This is a genomic window from Streptococcus sp. 27098_8_70 (genome assembly GCF_041432215.1).
GTDB classification, from domain to species: domain Bacteria; phylum Bacillota; class Bacilli; order Lactobacillales; family Streptococcaceae; genus Streptococcus; species Streptococcus oralis_CP.
In genome coordinates this window covers 106,273-127,798 of the sequence record NZ_JAPVZD010000004.1, presented here as the reverse complement: position 1 = coordinate 127,798, position 21,526 = coordinate 106,273, and the positions used below count along the sequence as shown (strand labels likewise).

Sequence of the window (21,526 nt, the reverse complement as noted above, 5' to 3'; positions counted from 1 at the left end):
TCACCAACGTTGGTTACTTCTACTGTTCCGTCAGTTTTCACTTTGAAAGTAATATCTGTTACTTTGAGGTAACCAGTTGGAGCGGCTTCCTCATGGAAAGTATAAGTACCTGGTGCTAAGTTGAGATCTTTAGACTTACCAGCTTCAGATGTCCAGCTTTCTACGGCTGTGCCTTCTGCCTTGTCGCCCTTGTAGATCTTGATTTGAGCTCCTGCAATTTCTGCACCACCAAGGTTAACTTTACTGAAAGTAATGGCTTTTGGACTATCATCGTCTTTATCCGTTACTGTAACAGTTGAGCCGTTGGTTACGACCTTGTTCTCTTCACCCTTAGAGTCTTTTTCACCAACGTTGGTCACTGCCACTGTGCCGTCAGTTTTGACTTGGAAAGTGATGTCCGTTACTTTGAGGTAACCGGTTGGAGCGGCTTCCTCATGGAAGGTGTAAGTGCCTGGAGCCAAGTTGAGATCTTTAGACTTACCAGCTTCGGAAGTCCAGCTTTCTACGGCTGTACCTTCTGCCTTGTCGCCCTTGTAGATCTTGATTTGAGCACCTGCGATTTCTGTACCACCAAGGCTAACCTTACTGAAGGTAATCTTACGTGGAAGGTCATCGTCTTTATCGGTGACTTTAATAGTTGAACCGTCAGTTACAACTGTATTGTCCTCACCTTTAGCATCCTTGGTACCAACATTGGTAACTTTAACTGTTCCGTCATAGTTAACTTTAAAAGTGATATCCGTCACTTTGAGGTAACCAGTTGGGGCTGCTTCCTCATGGAAAGTGTATGTACCTGGTGCTAAGCTCAATTCTTTAGATTTACCAGCTTCGGATGTCCAGCTTTCTACAGCTGTACCTTCTGCCTTATCGCCCTTGTAGATCTTGATTTGGGCACCTGCGATTTCAACCCCACCAAGGCTAATTTTACTGAACGTGATTTTACGAGCTACATCGTCATCTTTATCAGTAACTGTCAGAGTTGAATCTTGGGCTACAACACGATTGTCTTCGCCTTTAGAATCTTTTTCACCTACTTTTGTCACTTCAACAGTACCGTTAGGTTTAACTTGGAAAGTGATATCCGTTACTTTGAGGTAACCAGTTGGAGCGGCTTCCTCATGGAAGGTGTAGATGCCTGGTTCAAGATTCAGTTGCTTAGGTTGGTCAGTTGAAGTCCAGCTTTCTACGGCTGTACCTTCTGCCTTGTCGCCCTTGTAGATCTTAATCTGTGCACCTGGGATTTCATTTCCTCCAAGGTTTACCTTACTGAAGGTAATTGGTTTTGGACTAGTATCCTCTTTATCGGTAATAGTCAGAACTGGACCAGCTGCAAGAACAGTGTCATCAGCTCCCTTATTCTTAATAGTGATAGAACCGTCAGCATTAACAGTATAAGTAATATCTCCTACAATTTGATATCCCTCTGGAGCATTGAACTCTCTTAGAGTGTAGGTCCCTGGTGCCAGCTTAATCACTTTAGAAGTGTCAGCTACAGTAGTCCAGTCTGCAACAGGTGCCTCTTCAAGATTGACTGTATCTCCACTATAGATTTTCAGTTCCGCTCCTGGAATTTCTTTTCCATTTGGATCCACCTTTTTGAAAGTAATCTCTTTTTCAATTGGAGTCTTCGGAGGTGTCTTCTTATTTTCAATTCGACGTTCTACTGATTTGTCTGAACCAAACTCATCTGGAGAAATTTTAATATCTTCAGTTAATTTGTCATAGCCAAGAGGAGCCGTTACTTCACGAATTGTATAGTTGTCTCGCAACAATTTGCCTACACTAGCGTTACCATCAGGACCTGTTGTCAATCGTCCAACAACAGCTTGGTTACGATCACGAATTACTTCAAAAACTGCGCCTTGCAATGGTTGGCCTGCTTCGTCTACCTTATGAATTTTAATGGTGAAAACATATCCTTCCGCAACACCACCTGCAATCTGGTAGGTACGTGTGCTTGTTGATTGTTCATTCTCACTACCATTGTAGCTCATGTTGGCTACGTTCGTGATTTCCTCACCATCGACTAGATCATAATTCGCTTTAGCTCGATACTCGATCATATAACCAAAACCATTAGTATCTCCTAAAGGAAGGGTGAAACCATCACCATTCGCATTTACCACTAGTTGGTTTTTAAAGGTTTCGGTCATATCCCGAGCATTAGTCCATTTCCAGTCTCCGTTATTCCAACTCCAATCTACTTTGTAAATTCGAAAAGTATCTGGTAGGAATGTCATATTTGGAGAAGAGAAAGCATCTTTGATAGTGACATCACTGTAGTTCGCCATATTGCGGTTTACAGTAATGTTATAACGGATTACATTTTTCTCGTCATCCTTGAATTGGAAGGAACTCTTTTCAATTTTAGAGTCGTATTTCCCTGGAGGGCCGTTATAACGGATTTTCCCTGCAAATAGAACTCTATGTCCTACAGTAATGTTGACATCAACGTCTTTTTCTTCTGAAACAACGTCATGGTCAACTCGGACATAGACAAAGAATTTCCCCCTAACGCCAGAATTATTCTCAACAAATTTTGTATAAGTGAGAGTAATTGTTTTGCTAGCTGCATCTAAACGACCAGTAGCTACAAGATTGTTAGAAGCATCTCGTAATTCAATGTCTGAAGAGTTTGAAAATGCAATCTCTGATGGCAATTGAAGTGTTGTTGTATCACCTTCATGCACCGTATTATCTGGCAAAACAAAATCTGCAGTAAGACGGAATTCTTGCCAAATATCCAATCCTTGCGTTAATGCTTCACCAGATTTGTTCTCAACACCAACACTAGTGATCACATCATTATACTCTGTCGCATGTACTTGCGTAAGAGGAGCAAATGATTGGAGAATAACTCCCAAACAAAGAATAAGGATCTGAATCCAAGATCTTATTTTCTTGTTCATTTAATCTTCCTTTCTTATAATATTCAGTTGTAAATGTACAATGTAATAGTAAACTAACTGATTGTCCCCAACTAATCACCATTCTCCTTTTTCAAGCGAAAATTATTAGCCACATTACATCCACATTTTATCATACTATGAAGAAAAAGGCTAGAACTATCAAGCAAATTTTTATAAAAAAATCCAATTTTTTCTTATGGTTTGAAATCGACTTTTTCACATCCGTATATTAACCACCTTATACCTTTTCTTCTCCTATCATCAAAACAGAATCTGGTATATTTTACCGCTATTTTTTAAAAAATAAGTTCATCTCGTTTTCGATACCAGATAATGTTTTTATCATTTTGGGTATCTGATTTCTTAAACGTTAAATTGCTCTAGAGGGAATACTTCTACCCATTAAAAAGACCAGGTTTCCCTGGTCTTTCTGAGATACAATTAGAAGAAATACTGATTCATTCTAGTCTTCTTTTTTACCTTTAGTGGCCACTAGACCTGCACTCAAGCCAAGAAGAGCTAAACCTGCTGCTAGAGCTGCTTGACTTTCTGCACTTCCTGTATTTGGTAACTGTTCTTCTTGAACATGACTAGCTTCACTTGAAACAATTTCTTTTGTATCTGCTTTTTCTGATACTTGTGGTTTTGTAGATTCTTGAGGTACTGGTTTAGTTGTTTCACTAGCCGTACCAACTTCTACAATGCGATCTTGAGCCATGACTTTATCATAGCTTTCTTTTTCAGTTCGCTTGCCATTTTCAACTTCGATCAAGTGAACACGGATACCTTTTTGACCTTCTTGGAGAACACGAGTTTGACCCGCTGGAAGCTGATCATTCTTTTGTTCCTGAACCTTGAAATCAATTGTTTCTTCTTCGATTACAAGTTCTGGTCTGTTAAGGACAAGATTCTTCACTTCGTCTTCTGGAAGAGAAGTTCCTGGTTTAGTTCCAACCAAGACGATGCGGTCTGTCGGTGCCTCTACCACTTCGCGGAGTTTTTCTTCCTTACTTCCACTAGGATTAACCGCTGTGAAGATCCGTTCCTTACCAACTTTTCCTTCTTGTTCTACACGAGTTTCTCCTAGATACAGCGTTGAATCCTTTTTCTCAACTGTCTTGTAAGCCAAATCTTTTTCAACAAATTCGAGTTTTGGAAGTTCTTCTTGTACAGCAGCAACAGTCTTCTCAGAAACTGGTTTTTCCTTAGTCAACTGGATACGGTATTCCTTGACTTGTTTCCCACTTTCTGAAACAAGGCGAACAAGTACTGGAAGGCTATCGTCTCCGCTATCTACAACTGTTGAAGCTACTTGATTACTTTCTTCGACTGAGACTTTTGGACGTTGACCTTTATAGGTGATTTGGTAGTCTTGACGATCTTCAGCGAAGTCAGGAAGCTCTTTTCCATCCACAAGAATTTTTGATTGGGTACTTTCTTGAGGCAATTCACTCGGTGCAAGGAAGGTCATCTCAATCATCGCAACACCGCTCTTGTCTGCTTTACGCTCCATACGCCATCTCATGGCTTTGGCTTTGACAGCTTTAAATGTTACGTTGATTTCATCACCAGCTGCGATGTCTTTATCCGCACGATAAGGAACAGCTTCCCAATTTTCTGGATTGTTAAATGGATGAGCTGCATCGTAGGCTTGGTAGTTTGAATAGTAGGTAGGCACTTCAAACTCTGGGCCAATATAGCGTTCCAAAACGAGTTTAGATGGTGCATCTGTACCACTATCTGCAAAGAAGTGAAGTTTGGCTTGTGCTACAGTCCGTTCTACAATCTTACCATTTTCACGGAAGATTACACCTGCTGATACTTCTGGATTAGAAGATGGTGTTGGAGACCAGTTTGTCCAACGACGATTTTCTGAATGATTTCCGTCATTGAGATAGTCCACACGGTCATGGGAGTTTCTATCAATGTCGTTAGTGGCTGAAGCAAAGGCGCGGTTACTATTTTCATCATAGTCAGGGTTGTCTGAGAGGGCCTCACCAAGTTTGTCTGTCACTCGTACAGTGAACTCAGCAACAAGATCACTACCAAGGACACGGCCTCGAACGGTAAATTGACCTGCTTTTGTCAGCTTATCTGCTGGAACTTCTTCCCATTCCACTGCCAAGTCTTTTGTTTCGTAACCGTCTTTACCTGTGAAGTAAACAGGAACCTTAGTTGGCAATTCAAGCAGTTGCCCTACTTGTAGTAAGCGAGCTTGTTTGACCGCGGCAACTGGTTTACGAGAGAGCAAGTCTTTATTGCTTGTAAAGTGTAGACGGTATTCTCCTAGGATGTCGCCATTTTCAGCCTTTGCGATAACACGAACTGGCTCACCTTCACGAACGCTTGGAACGACGGTAGCGAGACCATTGTTGCTAACACTTGCTGTTACTGCAGGAACTTTTCCATCTACAGACTCAAGGTAGTAGTCTGTCAAATCAGGGTTAAAGTTTGCTAAATCTTTACCGTCAACTTGGATTCTTGTTTGTCCTTGTTTGGCTGCAGCGACTTGTTTCGCAAAAATTTGTACTTCTGTGATAGACGTTCCTTTCTTGCTATCAAGTCGAACCATACGAATGCGAACCGCATAGGTTTCAACTTTATCAAAGCTGAAATGATTCATTTCTCCAGCTTTTAATTGAGCTGGTGCTTTGAGATTGCTTACCTCTTTCCAGTTTGCAGGATCGTTAAAGGCATGGTTTTCCTCACCTACAAAGCTAGGGTTTTTAGGGGCTGTTGGAACGGTCTTACCGACATAATATTCAATCACATAAGACTTCGGTACACCAACTCCGTGGTCTTCGTGGAATCCGACACTTAGATTATCAACTGAACGTTTGCTCAAAATACCTGAATCTCCGAATAGGACACCAACTGAAGCTTCTGGATTACTACGGTTCCAGTTTGTCCAACGGTTAGCTGGGCGGTCATTAAAGGAAATCAATTTATCGTTGACATTTGAAACAGGATCAGTTGGATTTGAGTCTGAAGCAAAGGCAAGTGGCAATTCTGATCCGGTCCATTGGTCAGAAATATTTGCCCCCTTCTCAGTTTGAGCAGATACGCGAACATGAAGTTTAGTTGTTAATTGCGTACCTTCTAGGCGACCATTAACTGTAAAGACACCTTCCTTGGCGTATTGCTCTGGACGAATCGTATCCCATGTAACCTTAGCTGATGAAACGTGACCATTTGAATCGTAGGTACGAACACTTTCTGGTAATTGTGGTGCTTCTGCGATTGGTGTCGTCACACTGACTTCTTCAACTGAAACGATGCCTTCTACAGAGACTTTTGCACGCGCCTCAAGGTCAATACCTTCAACTTTACCTAGAACTTCAAAGGTTTGATAGGAGTCGAGTTTTTCTTTTGGAATGGCTTGCCATGTGACTTTGTGGGCTTTAGGGAAACCTTTGTCATACTCAACTGTTACTGTTGCTGGAAGGCTTGGTTCTTGATGCAAGTCTGTTACTACGTTCACTGGACGAATAGATTGCGCAATCTTCTTCTCTGTGTTGGCTTGGATCGTGAGATCGATTTGACCTCTAGCCCCCTCATATTCTGCTTTGAGAGTGACTGTTCCTGGCCTATGTAACTCAAGCATTCCTTTACGAACTGCGACTTCCCCTTCACCACTTGTAGAGAAGTTTACTTTATCAGCTGGTAAAACTGCTTGTGTTCCGTCTTGATAGTGAGCGAGTACAGACAATTTCACTGTTTGGTCTTCTTTAAGACCGTCAGCTTGCTCCACTTGTAGGCTCAAGTGGTCAATTTTCGGTGCTTCTTCAAGGAATTGAATTGCATAGGTTTGAAGAGGTCCACCATCTTTTGGTTGAACATAGATGCTTGCACGCATGCCGTTTGCTGCACTTGCTTGGACTACAGTAACATCCGCATTTTCAGCACTTGCTACAACTTCTGGCAAGGATGCACCGTAAGCAAGAGTTCGATATTGCATTGGATTTTGAGTAGTAAGACCAGTGACAGATTCGCCACCAACCGTTACAGTTGGTACTGCAGGTGCCACAGGATTGCCTTCTTCTACCACAAGAGTAGCATGAATGGTTTCTCCTCCTAGTTGGCCAGTCATTTGAATACGTGATCCTGCAACTGACAGTTTAGCTTTATCTGCTTCCGAAATCTCCCACTTATCAACTTCGTATTCTTGTACGCTTCCATCCGTAACAGCAATAGAAACGTATTTATCAACAGCGCTCAAGTCTGTTCCTGGAGCAACACGCTTAACAGTTGGAAGCTCATTTGCGATTGCTAGAATTTCGACACGGGCCTCAACTTCGCGTCCGTCTGCCATACCTTTAACAGTCACAACTCCTGCTTGGCTCACATCAACTGAAGACCAAGTGACTGGACGTTTTTCACGACTGCCATCACTGTAGATAAAACCGACTGTCTTCGGCATTTTTGGCTCTTTCTCAATAACAGTACGTACTTTTGGTACTTCTGTACCTAAAACAGTTTTTTCTTGTCCTTCTTTCTTACCTGTAAAGACAGTGACTTGGTCCGATTTCAAGAGATCAGAGTGGGCAGTAAGGGTGAATTTACCTGCTTGCTCAGTTGATTTAACAATGGCAACCCCTTTACCGTTAAAGGCTCTGCGGATCCAACAACCATCAGGTTGTGCCTTGTAGCGTTCACGGCTGGCTTGTTCCCCATTATCAACACCAACCAGTTGACCTTGTCCATGCAATTGGAAACGAACCAAATTATTGGCAGTTGGTACCACATTTCCTTGGCTGTCTACGATTTCATAGTAGATGTAAGTCAAGTCTTTTCCATCTGCAGCGATTGCGTGTTCTTCCTTGATGAGACGAACACCTGCAGGTTGACCTGCAGTGGTAATCTTGTCACGTGCAATTTCTTTACCAGCTTCATCACGAGCTACTGCTTCTAAGGTACCTGGTTGGTAAGCAACCTTCCACTCAAGATAGAGTTCCTTAGCATTGGCACCTTCTTGGTAGGTACGACCATCACTAGTTTGTTTTTTGTTGAACTTTTTAACACCGAGAGATTGACCGTTCAAGAACAATTCAACACTTGCAGCATTAGAGTAAGCGCGAACTGGAATCTTTCCTTGTGCATCTTCTACTTTAGAGGCCAAGTCTCTATTCTCCCAGTTCCAGTGAGGAAGAAGGTGAACCATTGGTTTCTTCTTGACAGAAACCCATTGGCTTTGGTAGAGGTAGAAGTCATGTTTTGGAATACCCGCTGTATCTACGATACCAAAGTAAGAGCTCTTAACGGGAGTTTGGTTTTGGTTGTGCCATGGTGTAGGTTCACCGATATAGTCCGTACCTGTCCAGATAAACTGTCCAGCATAGCCAGCGTTGTCACGATCAAACGTCCATGAATCTGTTGCCGTTTTACCCCAGCCAACTCGGTCATTACCATAGTCAGACTGTTCGTAATGACGCTCAGGTCCGTTACTATGTTTCAATTCCTGTTCAGGGCGATAGTAACTTCCACGTGTACGGGTAGCTGAAGATGTTTCGGAACCGTAAATCAACCAGTTTGGATGTTTCGCACGAAGTTTCTTGTAGTTGTCTTCTGAATAGTTGAAACCAACTGCATCCAGTTCATTAGCAATTTTCTCATGATCACCGCTACCATCACCAAAGCGGAACTTATCTGCTCCCATGGTAACATAACGTGTAGTATCAACATCTTTAATCACTTTTACTAAGCGTTTAACCGTTGCAAGAGAGTGAGCATTACCATTGGCTTCACCGATTTCGTTTCCGATAGACCACATGAAGACAGCTGGGTTATTTTTATCTCTTTCGACCATGGTACGAAGATCGTAGTCAGACCATTTTTCACCTTTTCTAGCTTCTGGGTGAGTGGCATCTTTTTCAAAGAAACGTCCGTAGTCATATGGTTTCTTGCCACCATACCACGTATCAAAGGCCTCTTCCTGAACCAGCAAACCAAGTTCTGCTGCGATTTGCAAGGTCTGTGGACTTGCAGGGTTATGAGTTGTACGGATGGAGTTAACGCCCATCTCCTTCATTTGTTTGAGACGACGGTATTCTGCTTTATAATTTTCTTCTGCTCCAAGCGCTCCGTGGTCATGGTGCAAGGAAACACCATGGAATTTAATTCGTTCACCATTCAAAGAGAAACCTTCATTTGGAGTCCAATGATAGTAACGGTAACCAAACAAATCTTTCTTAGCATCGACTAATTGACCATCACGGTAAACACGCGTAACCAGTTCATACAAGGCAGGTTTGTCATTTAAAACGGTCCAGAGTTTTGGTTGTTCAACTTCTAGAATCGCATCAAGACTTGTTGACTCATGTGCTTTCAAGGTACGACTCGCTGTACGAACCAAGCCTGTTACAGCCTGACCACCACGTTCAACGATTTGATACTCTGCCACCAGTTCATGGTCTTTATCGTCTGTATTGACAATCTTGCTGGCTACATGAGTTTCAACCTTGCCATGTTGCTGTTGTTCAAGTTTTGGTGTTAAGATAGTTGTTCCATTTTTCTCAACATGAACCTTATCTGTCACTTGCAAGGTCACATCACGGTAGATACCACTACCTGAGTACCAACGGCTACTTGGCTGTTTGTTAACCGCATGGACAGCAATCACATTCTCACGACCATCTTTGTGAAGATATTTTGTGATATCGTATGAGAACTGGTTATAACCATTTGGATAATGCCCCACTAACTGACCATTGACATAGACTTGAGAGTCCATGTAGACACCATCAAAGGTCACACGAACATTTTTCTTGAGATCTTTTTCATCAAGTTTAAAGGTCTTGCGATACCAAGCTTCACCACCATTGAGCTGTCCACCCTCGTTTTGGGCAGGTGACTGATGGTCAAAATCGTTAAAGATACTCCAGTCGTGTGGGAGATCCAATTTTTGCCATGTTGATACATCGGCATCTGATTTCACAGCTTCTTTAGGATTCGCATTGAGTTTAAAGTGCCAATTTTGATTAAAATTCACTTTTCTATCTTCAATCATTTGATTCACTTCTTCATTTGTCGCAGCTTTCAACTCTTCCTTGACAGGCTTTTCTTGACTTGAAGCTTGAGATTCTACCTTTGGAGCTGTTTCTTCAGGTTTTAGAGATGCTTTCTCCTCTTTTGGAGCTACAGGTTCCTCTTCTTTCACCTCTGGTTTGCTTGCTTCAATTGGAGCAGCTTGACTTTGGTCGACACTTGCAGCATCCTTGTGCTCTGCTACAGCTTGATTTTCTTTTTCCTCCACTGCCGGACTTTCCTCTTTTGCTTGTTCAACAGTGTGAGTAATTGGAGTTTCATCCGCGAAAACTGGTGATTCTCCAATGACACTTCCTCCAAATAGAACCGCACAGGTTCCAATCATGACAGAGCAAGCGCCTACGGCAAACTTACGAATGCTGTAGACTCTTTTACGATTCCAATGGCCTTTTTCCATAAAATCCTCCTTTAGTAACCGCTTCCATTTATTTGTAAGCGTATTACTTTTTCATAGCCTTTTACCCTTATTTTATAAAATAATATAGGAAATTTCAATACCCTAAACACAAAAATCATATTTTTGATTGTTTTTTCTAAAATTTGTAGAAGATTCGAAAAAAGTGAATGTAGATTTAGAACAAAAACAAACAAATTTTTGACACTCAGTTCAATATTATAAAAAAAGTTCCTTTTGTAAGGAACTCCTTTTACTTATAATTAAAGATCCCCCCTGCCAACTTATCAGCTAGCTTGGGAAAGAGGGTATAAAACTTATGGGCTAGATTCAACAAAACTGGGAGATTGAGTTCCCGTTTGTTTTTTCCTATGATTTTGACAATCTTTCTAGCGACTACATCTGGTTCTAAGAGAAAGCGGTCAACCGACTTGAGGTAGCTCCCATCTGGGTCTGCCTGGTCAAAAAAGGCAGTACGAATCGGTCCTGGATTAACCGTCGTTACATAGACACCATAGGGCATCAGTTCGAGACGCAGAGCGTTTGAAAATCCAATAGCCGCAAACTTGGTCGCTGAGTAGAGACTGGACTTACTAGTCGCTATCAAACCTGCCATGCTGACGATATTGATGATGTGGCCTTTTCGGCTTTCCTTCATGCGAGCTCCAAGACGACGAGACAGATTCATCAGAGCAAAGGTATTGACCTCAAACATCTGGTGAATGTCTTGATCAGAGATCTTGTCGAAATCTTCAAAAATTCCATAGCCAGCATTGTTAATCAAGACATCAATCTTGCCATAACGGAGATAGAGGTCAGCTACCAGAGCTTCTAGGGCTGAGTCATCAGTAATATCGATTTCAATCCATTCTACATGAGGATGCTTTGCATATAGTTGGGCTAGTTTTTCCTTGTTTCTACCTAGTAAGATGAGTTGGTCATTTGGCAAGAGTTTGACCATTTCTTGGGCTAAGCCACCGCTTGCCCCAGTGATGATGATGGTACGCATCTCTATTCCTTTCAAAGTTTTGATCAATTTAATGAAATCTTTTTCCAGCTAAATAATGAGCATAGGCTTGATCAATGACAGGAGCAAACAGATGATAATCCTCCCAGCTACCTAAAAATTCTAAAGGCAAGTCATATAAGTCATTGACTACAAATTCGGAATAATCATCCATATACTGATGTTCATAATAGTCATTTACAAAAGCCTGAAAATCCTTTGTAATATCCATTGTTCCCAGTTTACCATCGCACCAGTCTAAAAGATAATCAACACCCAAAGTTTGCTCGTTTTTTACACTTTGGAATACCGTTTCTTCATCAGGAAACATCAATTCTTTTGCATCATGCAGGATGAGCCAAGTAACGAAAAAACCGATATGATTCGCAGCCCAACGATAAATCTCCCGATAATCTTTTTGAGTTAACTCTTCTTTTTGTAATGAATAGCTGTGCAAGTAGTTGGTTAAGGCATTCTCAAAATACCAATCCGCTTTATCCAATAAACGATTTTCAACAGTCATCTTAATTCCCTCTCAACGAACTGTAACATTATAACTCAACCTCTTCCAAGTCTTTGACGACATGGACATTCTCAAAAATACTAGCTGCATCTTTCTTAAGCTGACTAATATCCTTTGATAGGAAGCGGGCACTGATATGGTTGAGCAAGAGGCGCTTAGCACTGGCTTCTGCTGCTACTTGTGCTGCCTGCATATTGGTTGAGTGACCGTGATTGCGAGCAATTTTTTCATCTCCCTTGCCATAAGTCGACTCATGGACAAGGACATCGGCATTGACAGCTAAACGCACACTAGCATTGGTTTTACGGGTGTCACCCAGAATGGTGATAATCTTACCTGGACGGGGAGCTGAGATATAGTCTGCTGCCTTGATTTCAGTTCCATCTTCGAGAACAACGTCCTGGCCGTTTTTGATCTTTCCAAAAAGCGGACCAAATGGAACACCAGCAGCCTTAAGTTTTTCAGCATCCAAGGTCCCTTCTAGATCCTTTTGCATGACACGATAACCAACGCAGAAAATAGTGTGGTCCAGCTCCTCTGCATACACAGTGAATTTATCAGTCTCAAAGATTTTCCCTAGAGAATCTTGGTCAAACTCATGAAAATGAATGCGGTAAGGCAGACGAGAGCCTGACACACGAAGGCTGGTTAAGACAAATGACTTGATTCCTTGCGGTCCATAGATGTCCAAATCTGTCTGCTCTTCATTGGCCTGAAAAGCACGGCTAGAGAGAAATCCTGGCAATCCAAAGATGTGGTCTCCATGCAGGTGGGTGATAAAGATTTTGCTGACCTTCCGTGGTCGAATCGTGGTTTCCAGAATGCGATTTTGCGTTCCTTCTCCACAGTCAAAGAGCCAAACTTCGTTAATCTCATCCAAGAGTTTCAGGGCGAGACTTGAAACGTTGCGGGCTTTAGAGGGCTGACCGGCCCCTGTTCCTAAAAATTGAATATCCATTCGATACTTTCTAATTAATCAATATATAACATAGCTGTGCGATTTTCCGATCGGAAATAGCGACTGCCAGAAAAAGCAACAGCTTCTTGCAGTAAATCCTCTTGGCTGTAGCCTTTGAGACGCTTGCGACCATCTGCTAAACTTTCTAAATCAGTCAAAGCTGTGAGATTCTTCACACTAACAACTTCTTCATCTCCGACAGGCTTCATGTAAATCTTTCCAGACTCCTCAAAGACTAGTTGATGGGGGAAAATTTGCGCAATCTCAAAAAGTAAGTCATCCGAGATTTCCTCTTCATTTTCAGAGAAAATTCGCCCCAAGCCCTCACTCTCATAGCAAAATCCAAAAGATTTGCCAGATAAATTAAGACGAATAAAAGGCTTATTTTCAAAGGTGAAACTTGGATCAGCATTGTAGAGATTCAGTTCATGACTGACTTCTAAAAAATAATCCGTCGCAGCTTCAGGACTCTTTTTCTGGTAGAGTTCAGCAAAGTAGGCATTGACTACACTCGGAGGAGGTGTGATGAGAGCCAACTGCTCTTGCTCTGTTTTGCCAGCTAGAAGTTGATCCAGATAGACCTTATCCAAACTTGTATAACCCCCATACTTTAGAGCCAAGGTTTTAATATCAGTCATAAAATTCCTCTAACCTCCATTTGTTTTTCTCGGAAATGTAGCCTGTAATCACTTCTCCATCATCTTGGTAGTCCCGCTCTTCAAGAATCGCCACACTTTCTAAATCATGAATCTTGTAGGACTTAGAAAAAGGCACGCGCAGGGTAAAGACTTCAAAAATATCCTTGATCTTCTCCAAAAACAATGCTTGCAACTGCTCACGACTATCCTCAGACTTGGCAGAAATGAGGGCATACGGCGTTTGAGTAGGCGTGAAATCCTCCAGCAAATCCGCTTTATTATAAAGGGTCAAGCGAGGAATATCCTCCATGTCCAAGTCTTTCATGATAGAGAGGACTGTTTTTTCATGTTCCTCATGGTAGGGATTGCTAGCATCGATGACATGGACCAGGAGATCTACATGCTTGCTTTCTTCCAAGGTTGACTTGAAACTGGACACCAACTCTGTTGGCAAATCCTGGATAAATCCAACGGTATCAGTCAAAGTCACCTGAAGATTGCCCCCAAGATGGATACTCTTAGTCGTCGCATCTAGAGTCGCAAAGAGCTCGTCTGCTTCATACTGGGTCTTACTGGTCAAGGTGTTCATGATGGTTGATTTCCCAGCATTGGTGTAACCAATCAAACCAATCTTAAAGGTGCTTGACTCCAAGCGTTTTTCTCTGACTGTCGCCCGATTTTTCTCTACCACCTTGAGCTGGCGTTCGATATCTGTGATTTGATTGCGAACACTACGACGGTTCAGTTCCAACTGACTCTCACCTGGACCACGGGAACCAATTCCCCCTGCCTGACGGCTGAGCATGATTCCTTGACCAACCAAGCGAGGCAAGAGATATTTGAGCTGGGCTAGGTGGACTTGGAGTTTCCCTTCATGGCTTCGAGCCCGCATAGCAAAGATATCCAAAATCAACTGCATACGGTCAATGACCTTGACACCCAGAACTTCCTCTAGATTGACATTTTGCCGTGGTGTCAGACGGTTGTTGACAATGACAGTAGTAATTTCCTCAGCATCCACCATGAGCACAATTTCTTCCAACTTACCAGATCCGACAAAAGTCTTGGAGTCATACTTTTCACGTTTTTGCCTGTAGCTATCTACAACGACTGCTCCAGCAGTCTTAGCCAGACTGGCCAACTCTTCCATGGACAGGTCAAAATTATCCATGCCCTGCAGTTCAACACCAATTAGCAGGACCCGTTCTTCTTTTTTCTCCGTTTCAATCATTTAAAAACTCCTCAATCTGGCTTAGAATACGCTCCTTCACGCCAGACTCTCCTATCTGATAAAAGGTCACCTGCATGCGATTACGGAACCAGGTCAACTGACGCTTGGCAAAACGACGGGTAGCCTGTTTGAGACTCTCACTAGCTTCCTCTAAAGTCTGCTCCCCACGGAAATATGGAAATAGTTCCTTGTAGCCAATTCCTTTGGCTGCCTGCGCATCAGGGTAATGGTCAAAAAGCCACTTGGCCTCATCCAAAAGCCCAGCCTCAAACATTAGATCCACTCGGTTGTTGATACGTTCATAAAGCTGACTACGCTCATCATCTAAGCAGATAATCAGAGGTTCATACAAAGTCTCTTGATTTTCCAAATCCTGACCAAAATGGGCAATCTCCAAGGCACGCATAGCACGACGACGGTTAAACTGGGGAATTGCAAGACCTGCTTGCTCCACGAGATGGGCTAATTCCTCATCTGAATAAGGCTCCAAGCTAGCCCGATAAGCTAAAATCTCCTCATGAGGTGTTTCTCCACCTAGATGGTATCCTTCCAGCAAGCTCTGGATATAAAGCCCTGTACCACCCGCGATAATAGCAAGCTTACCACGGTTATGAATATTCTCAATAGCCTTCTTAGCTTCTGAAACAAAATCAAAAGCCGAGTAAGACTCGGTCACCTCTCTGACATCAATCAAATGATGAGGAACAGCTGCTTGCTCCTCTGGGCTAGCCTTGGCCGTCCCAATATCTAGCCTTCTGTATACTTGCTGACTGTCACCGCTGACCACCTCTCCACCAAAGCGCTTAGCTACTTCAATAGCAAGGGCTGTTTTCCCAACAGCAGTCGGTCCAACAATCACAATTATTTTTGTTTTCATCTTTTTTCCTTGAAAAATTTCCATTTTTTCGTTACTATTATTATATCACAAAAAGTTAAGTCAGAAAAATGCTACCACTTAAGGAGCCTGGCTGATCGGAAAGATAAAGGAGGAAGACTCATGGCTAAAGGATTCGCTAAAGGTCTTGTAACAGGTGTCGCAGGAACTGTCGCTGCCGTTGCAGGTGCAGTATACGCAATTAAAAAGAAAGTGATTGAGCCAGAAGAGCAAAAAGCAGCTTTCATCGAAGAAAACCGTAAAAAAGCAGCTCGCCGTCGCGTATCACATTAAGCAACAAAAGAAGTTGAGAAATCTCAACTTCTTTTTATTTTCTTTTATAGTCAATGAAAATCAAAGAGCAAACTAGGAAGCTAGCCGCAGGTTGCTCAAAGCACTGCTTTGAGGTTGTGGATAGAACTGACGAAGTCAGTCACCATACCTACGGTAATGCGACGCTGACGTGGTTTGAAGAGATTTTCGAAGAGTATTAAATAGCCAAATCAAACTTCAGTTGTGGCTTAACCGGATCATAGTCAACTAACTCAAAGTCCTCCGCTTTGATATCAAAGAAATTGGTCCCATCAGGAACATTTAAAACCAAGCGTGGTTGGCAGTTTGACGGCTCACGACGAAGCAATTCCTGAGCTTGTTCAAATTGATTATCGTAGATATGAAGGTTGTTGATAAAATAGAAAAACTTCCCAACCTTCCAGCCAAAGTGTTTAGCAATCATCATTTGAAGAGCTACGTACTGCATAGCGTTAATGTGGTGAGCCACCAGCATGTCATTCGAACGCTGGGTCAAAGTCGCATCCAGATAGATTTCCCCATCAACCCGACGGACATCAAACATGGTCTGAAAGGCGCATGGAAGAAGACCATCTGTCTCCTCAAAAGCTTGGTAATCCCAGAGCGAGATGATATTGCGGCGGTTCCAAGGGTTGGCTTCTAACTGCTTGAGAATCTTGTTGATGATATCGTGTTTCTTAACAACTGCCCCATAGCGCTCACCGATGGTCCCCGTTTCTCCCACTTCCCAGTCATTCCAGTAGTGAACATTGTACTTGTTATTAAGCACTTCTAGGCTATTAGACTGGTCTTGGTAAATCCAGAGCACTTCCTTGATGGCAGATTTGATCGCAATGGGACGCAAGGTCGTGATGGGGAATTCCCCTTTAGACAAATCATACTCCGCAAAGGCACCCGTTACGTACTTGGAGTTGGCAACAGTCCCATCCTTGTACTTGGGACGAGCCTGCTCAGAAAAGACACCGTTTTTGAGGATTCGTTCAATATTTTCTTTAAAAATCGTATCTGCTTTTGTCATTTACTCTCACCTCATTTATTGTCCTAACTAGTATAGCATAAAAAAAGAAAGGAGGAAAATCACTGGCTTTAAAGTAGTGTTTTTCTCCTTTTATGATCTTATTGCAATACAAGTGATGCTGCTCCGATAACTCCAGCGTCATTTCCTAGAGTTGCAAGAGCTAGTTTAGTTGTTGTGCGTACTTGTGGGAAGGTATTTTCATCGTAGACTTTTTGAACACCTTGGAGAAGGAATTCTCCAGCTGCTGACACCCCACCACCGATAACGATTGTTGATGGGTTTAGGATTGAGCCGATATTAGCACAAGCGATTCCCAAGTAACGTGAGAAGTTTCGGTAAACGATCAAGGCAAGGTCATCCCCTTCTTTTGCAAGGTCAAAGACAGTTTTAGCAGTTACTTCTTCACCGTCATCAATCAAGCGTTTCAAGGCTGCATCGCCTTCGTATTCATCTGCATAACGACGAGTCAAGTTGACAATCCCTGTTGCGGAAGCAACTGTCTCAAGACAGCCTTTTTTACCACAGGTACATGCGATTGGTTGGTCAAAGTCAACAGTGATATGACCAAGCTCACCAGCAGCACCAGCAACACCGTGGAGCAATTTGCCTTCAGCCACGATACCGCCACCAACACCTGTACCAAGTGTCATAAAGACAACGTCTGGTTGGTTTTCACCAGCACCCATCCAACGCTCACCAAGAGCAGCTACGTTGGCATCATTATCGATAAAGAATGGAATCCCCAAGGCTTTTTCAATCTTTTCTTTAATCGGTTGAAGGGTTTTCCAGTTTAGGTTGTAGGCACCGATAACAGTTCCTTTTTCACGGTCAACCACACCAGGTGATCCCATCCCAATCCCTCGGAAGTCTGTGGCTGACAATCCAAGCAAGTCCAAACGATGCTGAATAGACTCAATCATATCATCTACAATATGGCTTCCTTCATCCAAAATGTTGGTCTTGATAGACCATTTTTCTTGGATTTCTCCCTCTTGAGTTAAAATTGCGAACTTGACAGATGTACCACCAAGGTCAATCCCAATAATCTTTTGACTCATCGTCTTCTCCTTTTTAATTGAAAATGCTTACAGATATAGTATAACAAAATCGTCCATTTTGTGCAAAGGTTTGCATTAACTTCCTAGAAATTATTCTGATTTATGGTTTCCAAAGACCAGAACCATCTACGTAGTATCTGCCACCATCAACTCGCTCATTCTTTGCCATTTTACCATCTGATTTCAAATAGTAATTTCCTTGCCAAGTATTACGAGCGTATGAACCATCTGATTTCAAGTAGTACCAAGATTGATAAGAAGAGTCATATATCCACTCACCTTGTGCCATTTTACCGTTCGCTTTGAGATAAAAAGCGCCTTGCCAAGCATTTTGGGCATAGGATCCATCTGATTTCAAATAATACCAAGCTTGGTATGATGAATCATAAATCCATTCACTTTGAGCCATCTTTCCGTTTGCTTTAAGGTAGTAACTTCCTATCCATGTGTTTCGTGCATACGAACCATCCGATTTGAGATAATACCATCCCTTGTAATATGAGTCATATATCCACTCACTCTGAGCCATTGTTCCATCTGATTTGAGATAGTAATCTCCTTTCCAAGAATTGTTTACTAGATTACCATTGTCAGAATAATAATACCAATATCTATCCTGCTTAACCCATCCACTAGAAGAAACTCTATTCTGTGGACTAGACTGGCGTGGTTTAAAGACTCCCCGAGGTGCATTTGCACGTTCACAAGCTATCCCATCACCATCTTTGTCTAGTCTTGAAGAATATCCAGGCTCTCCTCTATGGATATCAGAATAACCATTTTCCCATGCTTCTTTACAACTAGAAAAATGAATATTTTCTTCTGCACTAACCGGTTGAGCAAACAAACCTAAAATTGGAAAAACAGTAAGAATCACTTTCAGCAAAATTGTTTTTTTCATCATTTCCTCCTATAAAATGACATCGTTTTCTTTTTATTTTATCAAACTTAATTCAACAATTCAATATATACATTATATTTTTTGATTTATAAAGTTTATTTAGAATTCACTTCCAACTCATACAAACCTCTGACTGCGTTACAGCCATAGATAGCTTCTGCTTGGTTCAAGTCTGCCAAAGTCAGAACTTTTTCCTCTACCTGTCCTCTTTCCAGCAAATGCTGGCGGTAAATTCCTGGCAAAATCCCTAGACTGATAGGCGGTGTGTAGAGCTTACCATTAATTTTTAAGACCAGATTTCCAATAGAGGTTTCTAATAGCTCTCCTACCACATTATGGTAAATGATTTCCTGTTCCCCTAAGCTCAAGTGCGGTCTGTGAGTGGTTTTGAAGTAGGTAAATGATTGATTCAAATCTGCTTCTTGCAGACAAAGTCTGGCTTTGCAGAAACTTGGACTGAGAGGTGCTAAGATTTGGCGACTGAGTTCTATCTCTCCAGATTTGCTGAGACCAATTCGCAAACGGTAGTCTTGATTAACATCACAAACTTGGCACTCTTCCTCTATCTTTTGTCTCAGTTTTTTTGGATCAAGAGGATAGGCAAAATAACGGCTCGCCTTTGTCAGTCTTTCCAGATGTTGATCTTCAAACTGCAATTGTTTTTGGCTGATTTTCCCAGTTGAAATCAGTTTGAAACGAGCTTGTTTACGATAGAGAACAGCCGCCTTTTGATGAACTTCACGGTATTCAGATTCCCAAGTACTATCCCATGTAATACCTCCGCCAACTCCATAGATGGCTTTTCCTTGATGCAGTTGAATGGTCCGAATGGCGACATTGAAAATCCGTCGTCCATTTGGAAGCAAGAGACCAATCGTTCCGCAGTAGACTCCTCTGGGTTGGGGCTCCAAGTTCTTGATGATTTCCATGGTCGCAATTTTCGGTGCTCCCGTTATGGAACCGCATGGAAAGAGCGAACGGAAGATTTCAACTAGGTCCACATCCTCTCGCAACTGACTCTTAATGGTTGAAGTCATCTGCCAAACAGTTGAATACTGTTCCACTTGACACAGACGTTCTACATGCTCACTCCCCACCTCAGAAATACGGTTCATATCGTTGCGCAAGAGGTCCACAATCATCATATTTTCAGAGCGATTTTTGGGATCCTGTTCTAGCCAGCTAGCTTGGGCAAGGTCTTCTTGGTCGGTCAACCCGCGCTGGGTCGTTCCCTTCATTGGTCGCGTTGTCAACTCACGGTCATTTTGCTCAAAAAAGAGCTCTGGGCTCATGGAAATCACTGCCATCTCATCATGTTCAACATAGGCATTGTAGCCCGCCTCCTGCTCTACCACCATACGATTGTAAATAGCAAAAGGATTGGCACTTAAATCTTGCTTGAGTTGGACAGTGTAGTTGACCTGGTAGGTATCCCCCTGACGCAAATGATGGTGAATCTGGGCAATAGCCTTTTCATAGTTCTCTGCAGATGTTAGCTCCTGCCACTTTGAAGGCAAAGCTACATCTTCATAAGTCAGAGGAATAGGGGATGTTTCCACCCTATCGTGAACGGTAAAATATAGCAGATACTCTGCCAGTAAAGGAGCTTTATGAACTGCTAATTTCTCCTCAAATGCAGGTGCAGCCTCGTAACTGACATAGCCCACCACATAATAGCCTTGCACTTGGTAGCTTTCCACTTGTGCCAGCAAATTTGCCACTTCTGATAAATCTCTCGTTTTTAACTCTCTGATCGGCTGGGTAAAGGTGTATCTCTCCCCCAAAGCCCTAAAATCAATCACTGTTTTTCTATGCATATCTTAAGTATAGCACAAAAAAGCCAACCTAGAACAGCTAAATCCAGCTTTGTTTACTGATTTCTATAACGAAAAATCTTCTCTACCATACTTTTTCTACTTTTTGGCAATTCTCCATCAGAAAGCACCCCTTCTTCTTGTAAAAAAATGGTCTTATTTGGAGTACTTTACACAAAAATTCAACAAAAAAGAACAGAGGAAGTCATGGTATCTATACCATTTTTCCTCTGTCTTTTGCTTTTCTTCTGTTACTATAGAATGATTTTATGACTTTCTTATGAAGTCTTCAGGATACTGTGCACGCGCACCTCCGATTAGTTTGGGACGACTTGCAAGAGCCGTTACATGGGCATGCCCAATTTCACGCAGTACAGGGCGAATTGGTACTTGAACATGCTTAACATGCATGCCAATCGCAGTATCTCCGATATCCAATCCAGCATGGGCCTTGATAAATTCAACCTCAACTGGATCCTGCATAAACTTGAAGGCTGCCAACTGACCCGAACCTCCTGCATGAAGTGTAGGAAGGACACTGACGATTTCAAGACCAAACTGCTCTGCCACCTGACGTTCAACGACGAGGGCTCGATTGACATGTTCACAACCTTGAACAGCTAGATGAATTCCTTTTTTCTCTAGGATATCTAGAATGGTCTTCACAATGACTTCCCCAATTTCTTGACTGGATTCCTTGCCAATCTGACCACCTATCACCTCACTAGAAGAAAGACCCAAAACAAAGATGGCTCCTTGCTTCAAATTAGCCTTGTCTATTACATCTTCTACAATCTGGCTTGTTGCTCTTTGAATGTCTTTTTCCTTCATACTTGATACCTCTTT

Annotated in this window: 14 protein-coding genes; 1 reads left to right on the top strand and 13 read right to left on the bottom strand. The window is 42.3% G+C overall.

Annotated elements, in window-relative coordinates:
- From O3655_RS07945 to miaA, 8 genes are all read right to left on the bottom strand, one after another.
- Window positions 1-2,909: SpaA isopeptide-forming pilin-related protein (locus O3655_RS07945; protein ID WP_371641290.1), on the bottom strand; the 2,909-nt coding region annotated here is incomplete at its 3' end.
- Window positions 2,910-3,372: 463 nt separating this feature from the next.
- Window positions 3,373-10,350: an LPXTG-anchored adhesin/beta-galactosidase BgaA gene (gene bgaA / locus O3655_RS07940; RefSeq protein WP_371641289.1), complete on the bottom strand. Its 6,978-nt coding sequence runs from the start codon at window positions 10,348-10,350 to the stop codon at window positions 3,373-3,375.
- Window positions 10,351-10,600: 250 nt separating this feature from the next.
- Window positions 10,601-11,356, bottom strand: a complete 756-nt coding sequence (locus tag O3655_RS07935) for an SDR family oxidoreductase (protein ID WP_001259142.1) — start codon at window positions 11,354-11,356, stop codon at window positions 10,601-10,603.
- Window positions 11,357-11,384: 28 nt separating this feature from the next.
- Complete coding sequence (locus tag O3655_RS07930; protein ID WP_049479826.1) at window positions 11,385-11,876, bottom strand: hypothetical protein; 492 nt, start codon at window positions 11,874-11,876, stop codon at window positions 11,385-11,387.
- A gap of 28 nt (window positions 11,877-11,904) precedes the next feature.
- Window positions 11,905-12,834, bottom strand: coding sequence for a ribonuclease Z (gene rnz / locus O3655_RS07925; protein WP_000354317.1), 930 nt, complete (start codon window positions 12,832-12,834; stop codon window positions 11,905-11,907).
- A 14-nt stretch (window positions 12,835-12,848) separates the two neighbouring features.
- Entirely contained in the window at window positions 12,849-13,472 is a 624-nt protein-coding gene (locus O3655_RS07920) for a hypothetical protein (protein WP_000129699.1), read from the bottom strand.
- Window positions 13,465-14,703, bottom strand: coding sequence for a GTPase HflX (gene hflX / locus O3655_RS07915; protein WP_308697194.1), 1,239 nt, complete (start codon window positions 14,701-14,703; stop codon window positions 13,465-13,467). The genes O3655_RS07920 and hflX overlap by 8 nt, the downstream gene beginning before the upstream one ends.
- On the bottom strand, window positions 14,696-15,580 hold the full coding sequence (gene miaA / locus O3655_RS07910; protein WP_308697193.1) for a tRNA (adenosine(37)-N6)-dimethylallyltransferase MiaA: 885 nt from the start codon (window positions 15,578-15,580) through the stop codon (window positions 14,696-14,698). Before miaA ends, hflX begins: the two co-directional genes overlap by 8 nt.
- A 120-nt stretch (window positions 15,581-15,700) precedes the next feature.
- Here miaA and O3655_RS07905 point away from each other — a divergent pair, with 120 nt between their 5' ends.
- Window positions 15,701-15,871, top strand: a complete 171-nt coding sequence (locus tag O3655_RS07905) for a DUF3042 family protein (protein WP_001051782.1) — start codon at window positions 15,701-15,703, stop codon at window positions 15,869-15,871.
- A 196-nt stretch (window positions 15,872-16,067) separates the two neighbouring features.
- Here the strand turns inward: O3655_RS07905 and O3655_RS07900 are convergent, their stop codons facing one another.
- From O3655_RS07900 to O3655_RS07880, 5 genes are all read right to left on the bottom strand, one after another.
- A complete protein-coding gene (locus O3655_RS07900) occupies window positions 16,068-16,907 on the bottom strand; it encodes a thymidylate synthase (RefSeq protein WP_038804397.1) in 840 nt (279 codons plus the stop codon).
- 98 nt (window positions 16,908-17,005) lie between these two features.
- Window positions 17,006-17,965, bottom strand: coding sequence for an ROK family glucokinase (locus O3655_RS07895; protein ID WP_000078592.1), 960 nt, complete (start codon window positions 17,963-17,965; stop codon window positions 17,006-17,008).
- A gap of 100 nt (window positions 17,966-18,065) precedes the next feature.
- On the bottom strand, window positions 18,066-18,866 hold the full coding sequence (locus O3655_RS07890; RefSeq protein WP_371641287.1) for an excalibur calcium-binding domain-containing protein: 801 nt from the start codon (window positions 18,864-18,866) through the stop codon (window positions 18,066-18,068).
- A gap of 95 nt (window positions 18,867-18,961) precedes the next feature.
- Window positions 18,962-20,683, bottom strand: a complete 1,722-nt coding sequence (gene pabB, locus O3655_RS07885) for an aminodeoxychorismate synthase component I (RefSeq protein ID WP_371641286.1) — start codon at window positions 20,681-20,683, stop codon at window positions 18,962-18,964.
- A 264-nt stretch (window positions 20,684-20,947) separates the two neighbouring features.
- Window positions 20,948-21,511 (bottom strand): TIGR01440 family protein, encoded by a 564-nt coding sequence (locus O3655_RS07880; protein ID WP_042902081.1) that lies wholly within the window; start codon window positions 21,509-21,511, stop codon window positions 20,948-20,950.
- Window positions 21,512-21,526 lie beyond the last annotated feature (15 nt).

Coding starts and splice junctions, on each gene's coding strand:
- O3655_RS07935 (WP_001259142.1), bottom strand. CDS start 11,356: ATGCGTACCATCATCATCACTGGGGCAAGCGGTGGCTTAGCCCAAGAA.
- rnz (WP_000354317.1), bottom strand. CDS start 12,834: ATGGATATTCAATTTTTAGGAACAGGGGCCGGTCAGCCCTCTAAAGCC.
- O3655_RS07900 (WP_038804397.1), bottom strand. CDS start 16,907: ATGACAAAAGCAGATACGATTTTTAAAGAAAATATTGAACGAATCCTC.
- bgaA (WP_371641289.1), bottom strand. CDS start 10,350: ATGGAAAAAGGCCATTGGAATCGTAAAAGAGTCTACAGCATTCGTAAG.
- O3655_RS07905 (WP_001051782.1), top strand. CDS start 15,701: ATGGCTAAAGGATTCGCTAAAGGTCTTGTAACAGGTGTCGCAGGAACT.
- miaA (WP_308697193.1), bottom strand. CDS start 15,580: ATGAAAACAAAAATAATTGTGATTGTTGGACCGACTGCTGTTGGGAAA.
- O3655_RS07920 (WP_000129699.1), bottom strand. CDS start 13,472: ATGACTGATATTAAAACCTTGGCTCTAAAGTATGGGGGTTATACAAGT.
- O3655_RS07890 (WP_371641287.1), bottom strand. CDS start 18,866: ATGAAAAAAACAATTTTGCTGAAAGTGATTCTTACTGTTTTTCCAATT.
- O3655_RS07895 (WP_000078592.1), bottom strand. CDS start 17,965: ATGAGTCAAAAGATTATTGGGATTGACCTTGGTGGTACATCTGTCAAG.
- hflX (WP_308697194.1), bottom strand. CDS start 14,703: ATGATTGAAACGGAGAAAAAAGAAGAACGGGTCCTGCTAATTGGTGTT.
- O3655_RS07880 (WP_042902081.1), bottom strand. CDS start 21,511: ATGAAGGAAAAAGACATTCAAAGAGCAACAAGCCAGATTGTAGAAGAT.
- pabB (WP_371641286.1), bottom strand. CDS start 20,683: ATGCATAGAAAAACAGTGATTGATTTTAGGGCTTTGGGGGAGAGATAC.
- O3655_RS07930 (WP_049479826.1), bottom strand. CDS start 11,876: ATGACTGTTGAAAATCGTTTATTGGATAAAGCGGATTGGTATTTTGAG.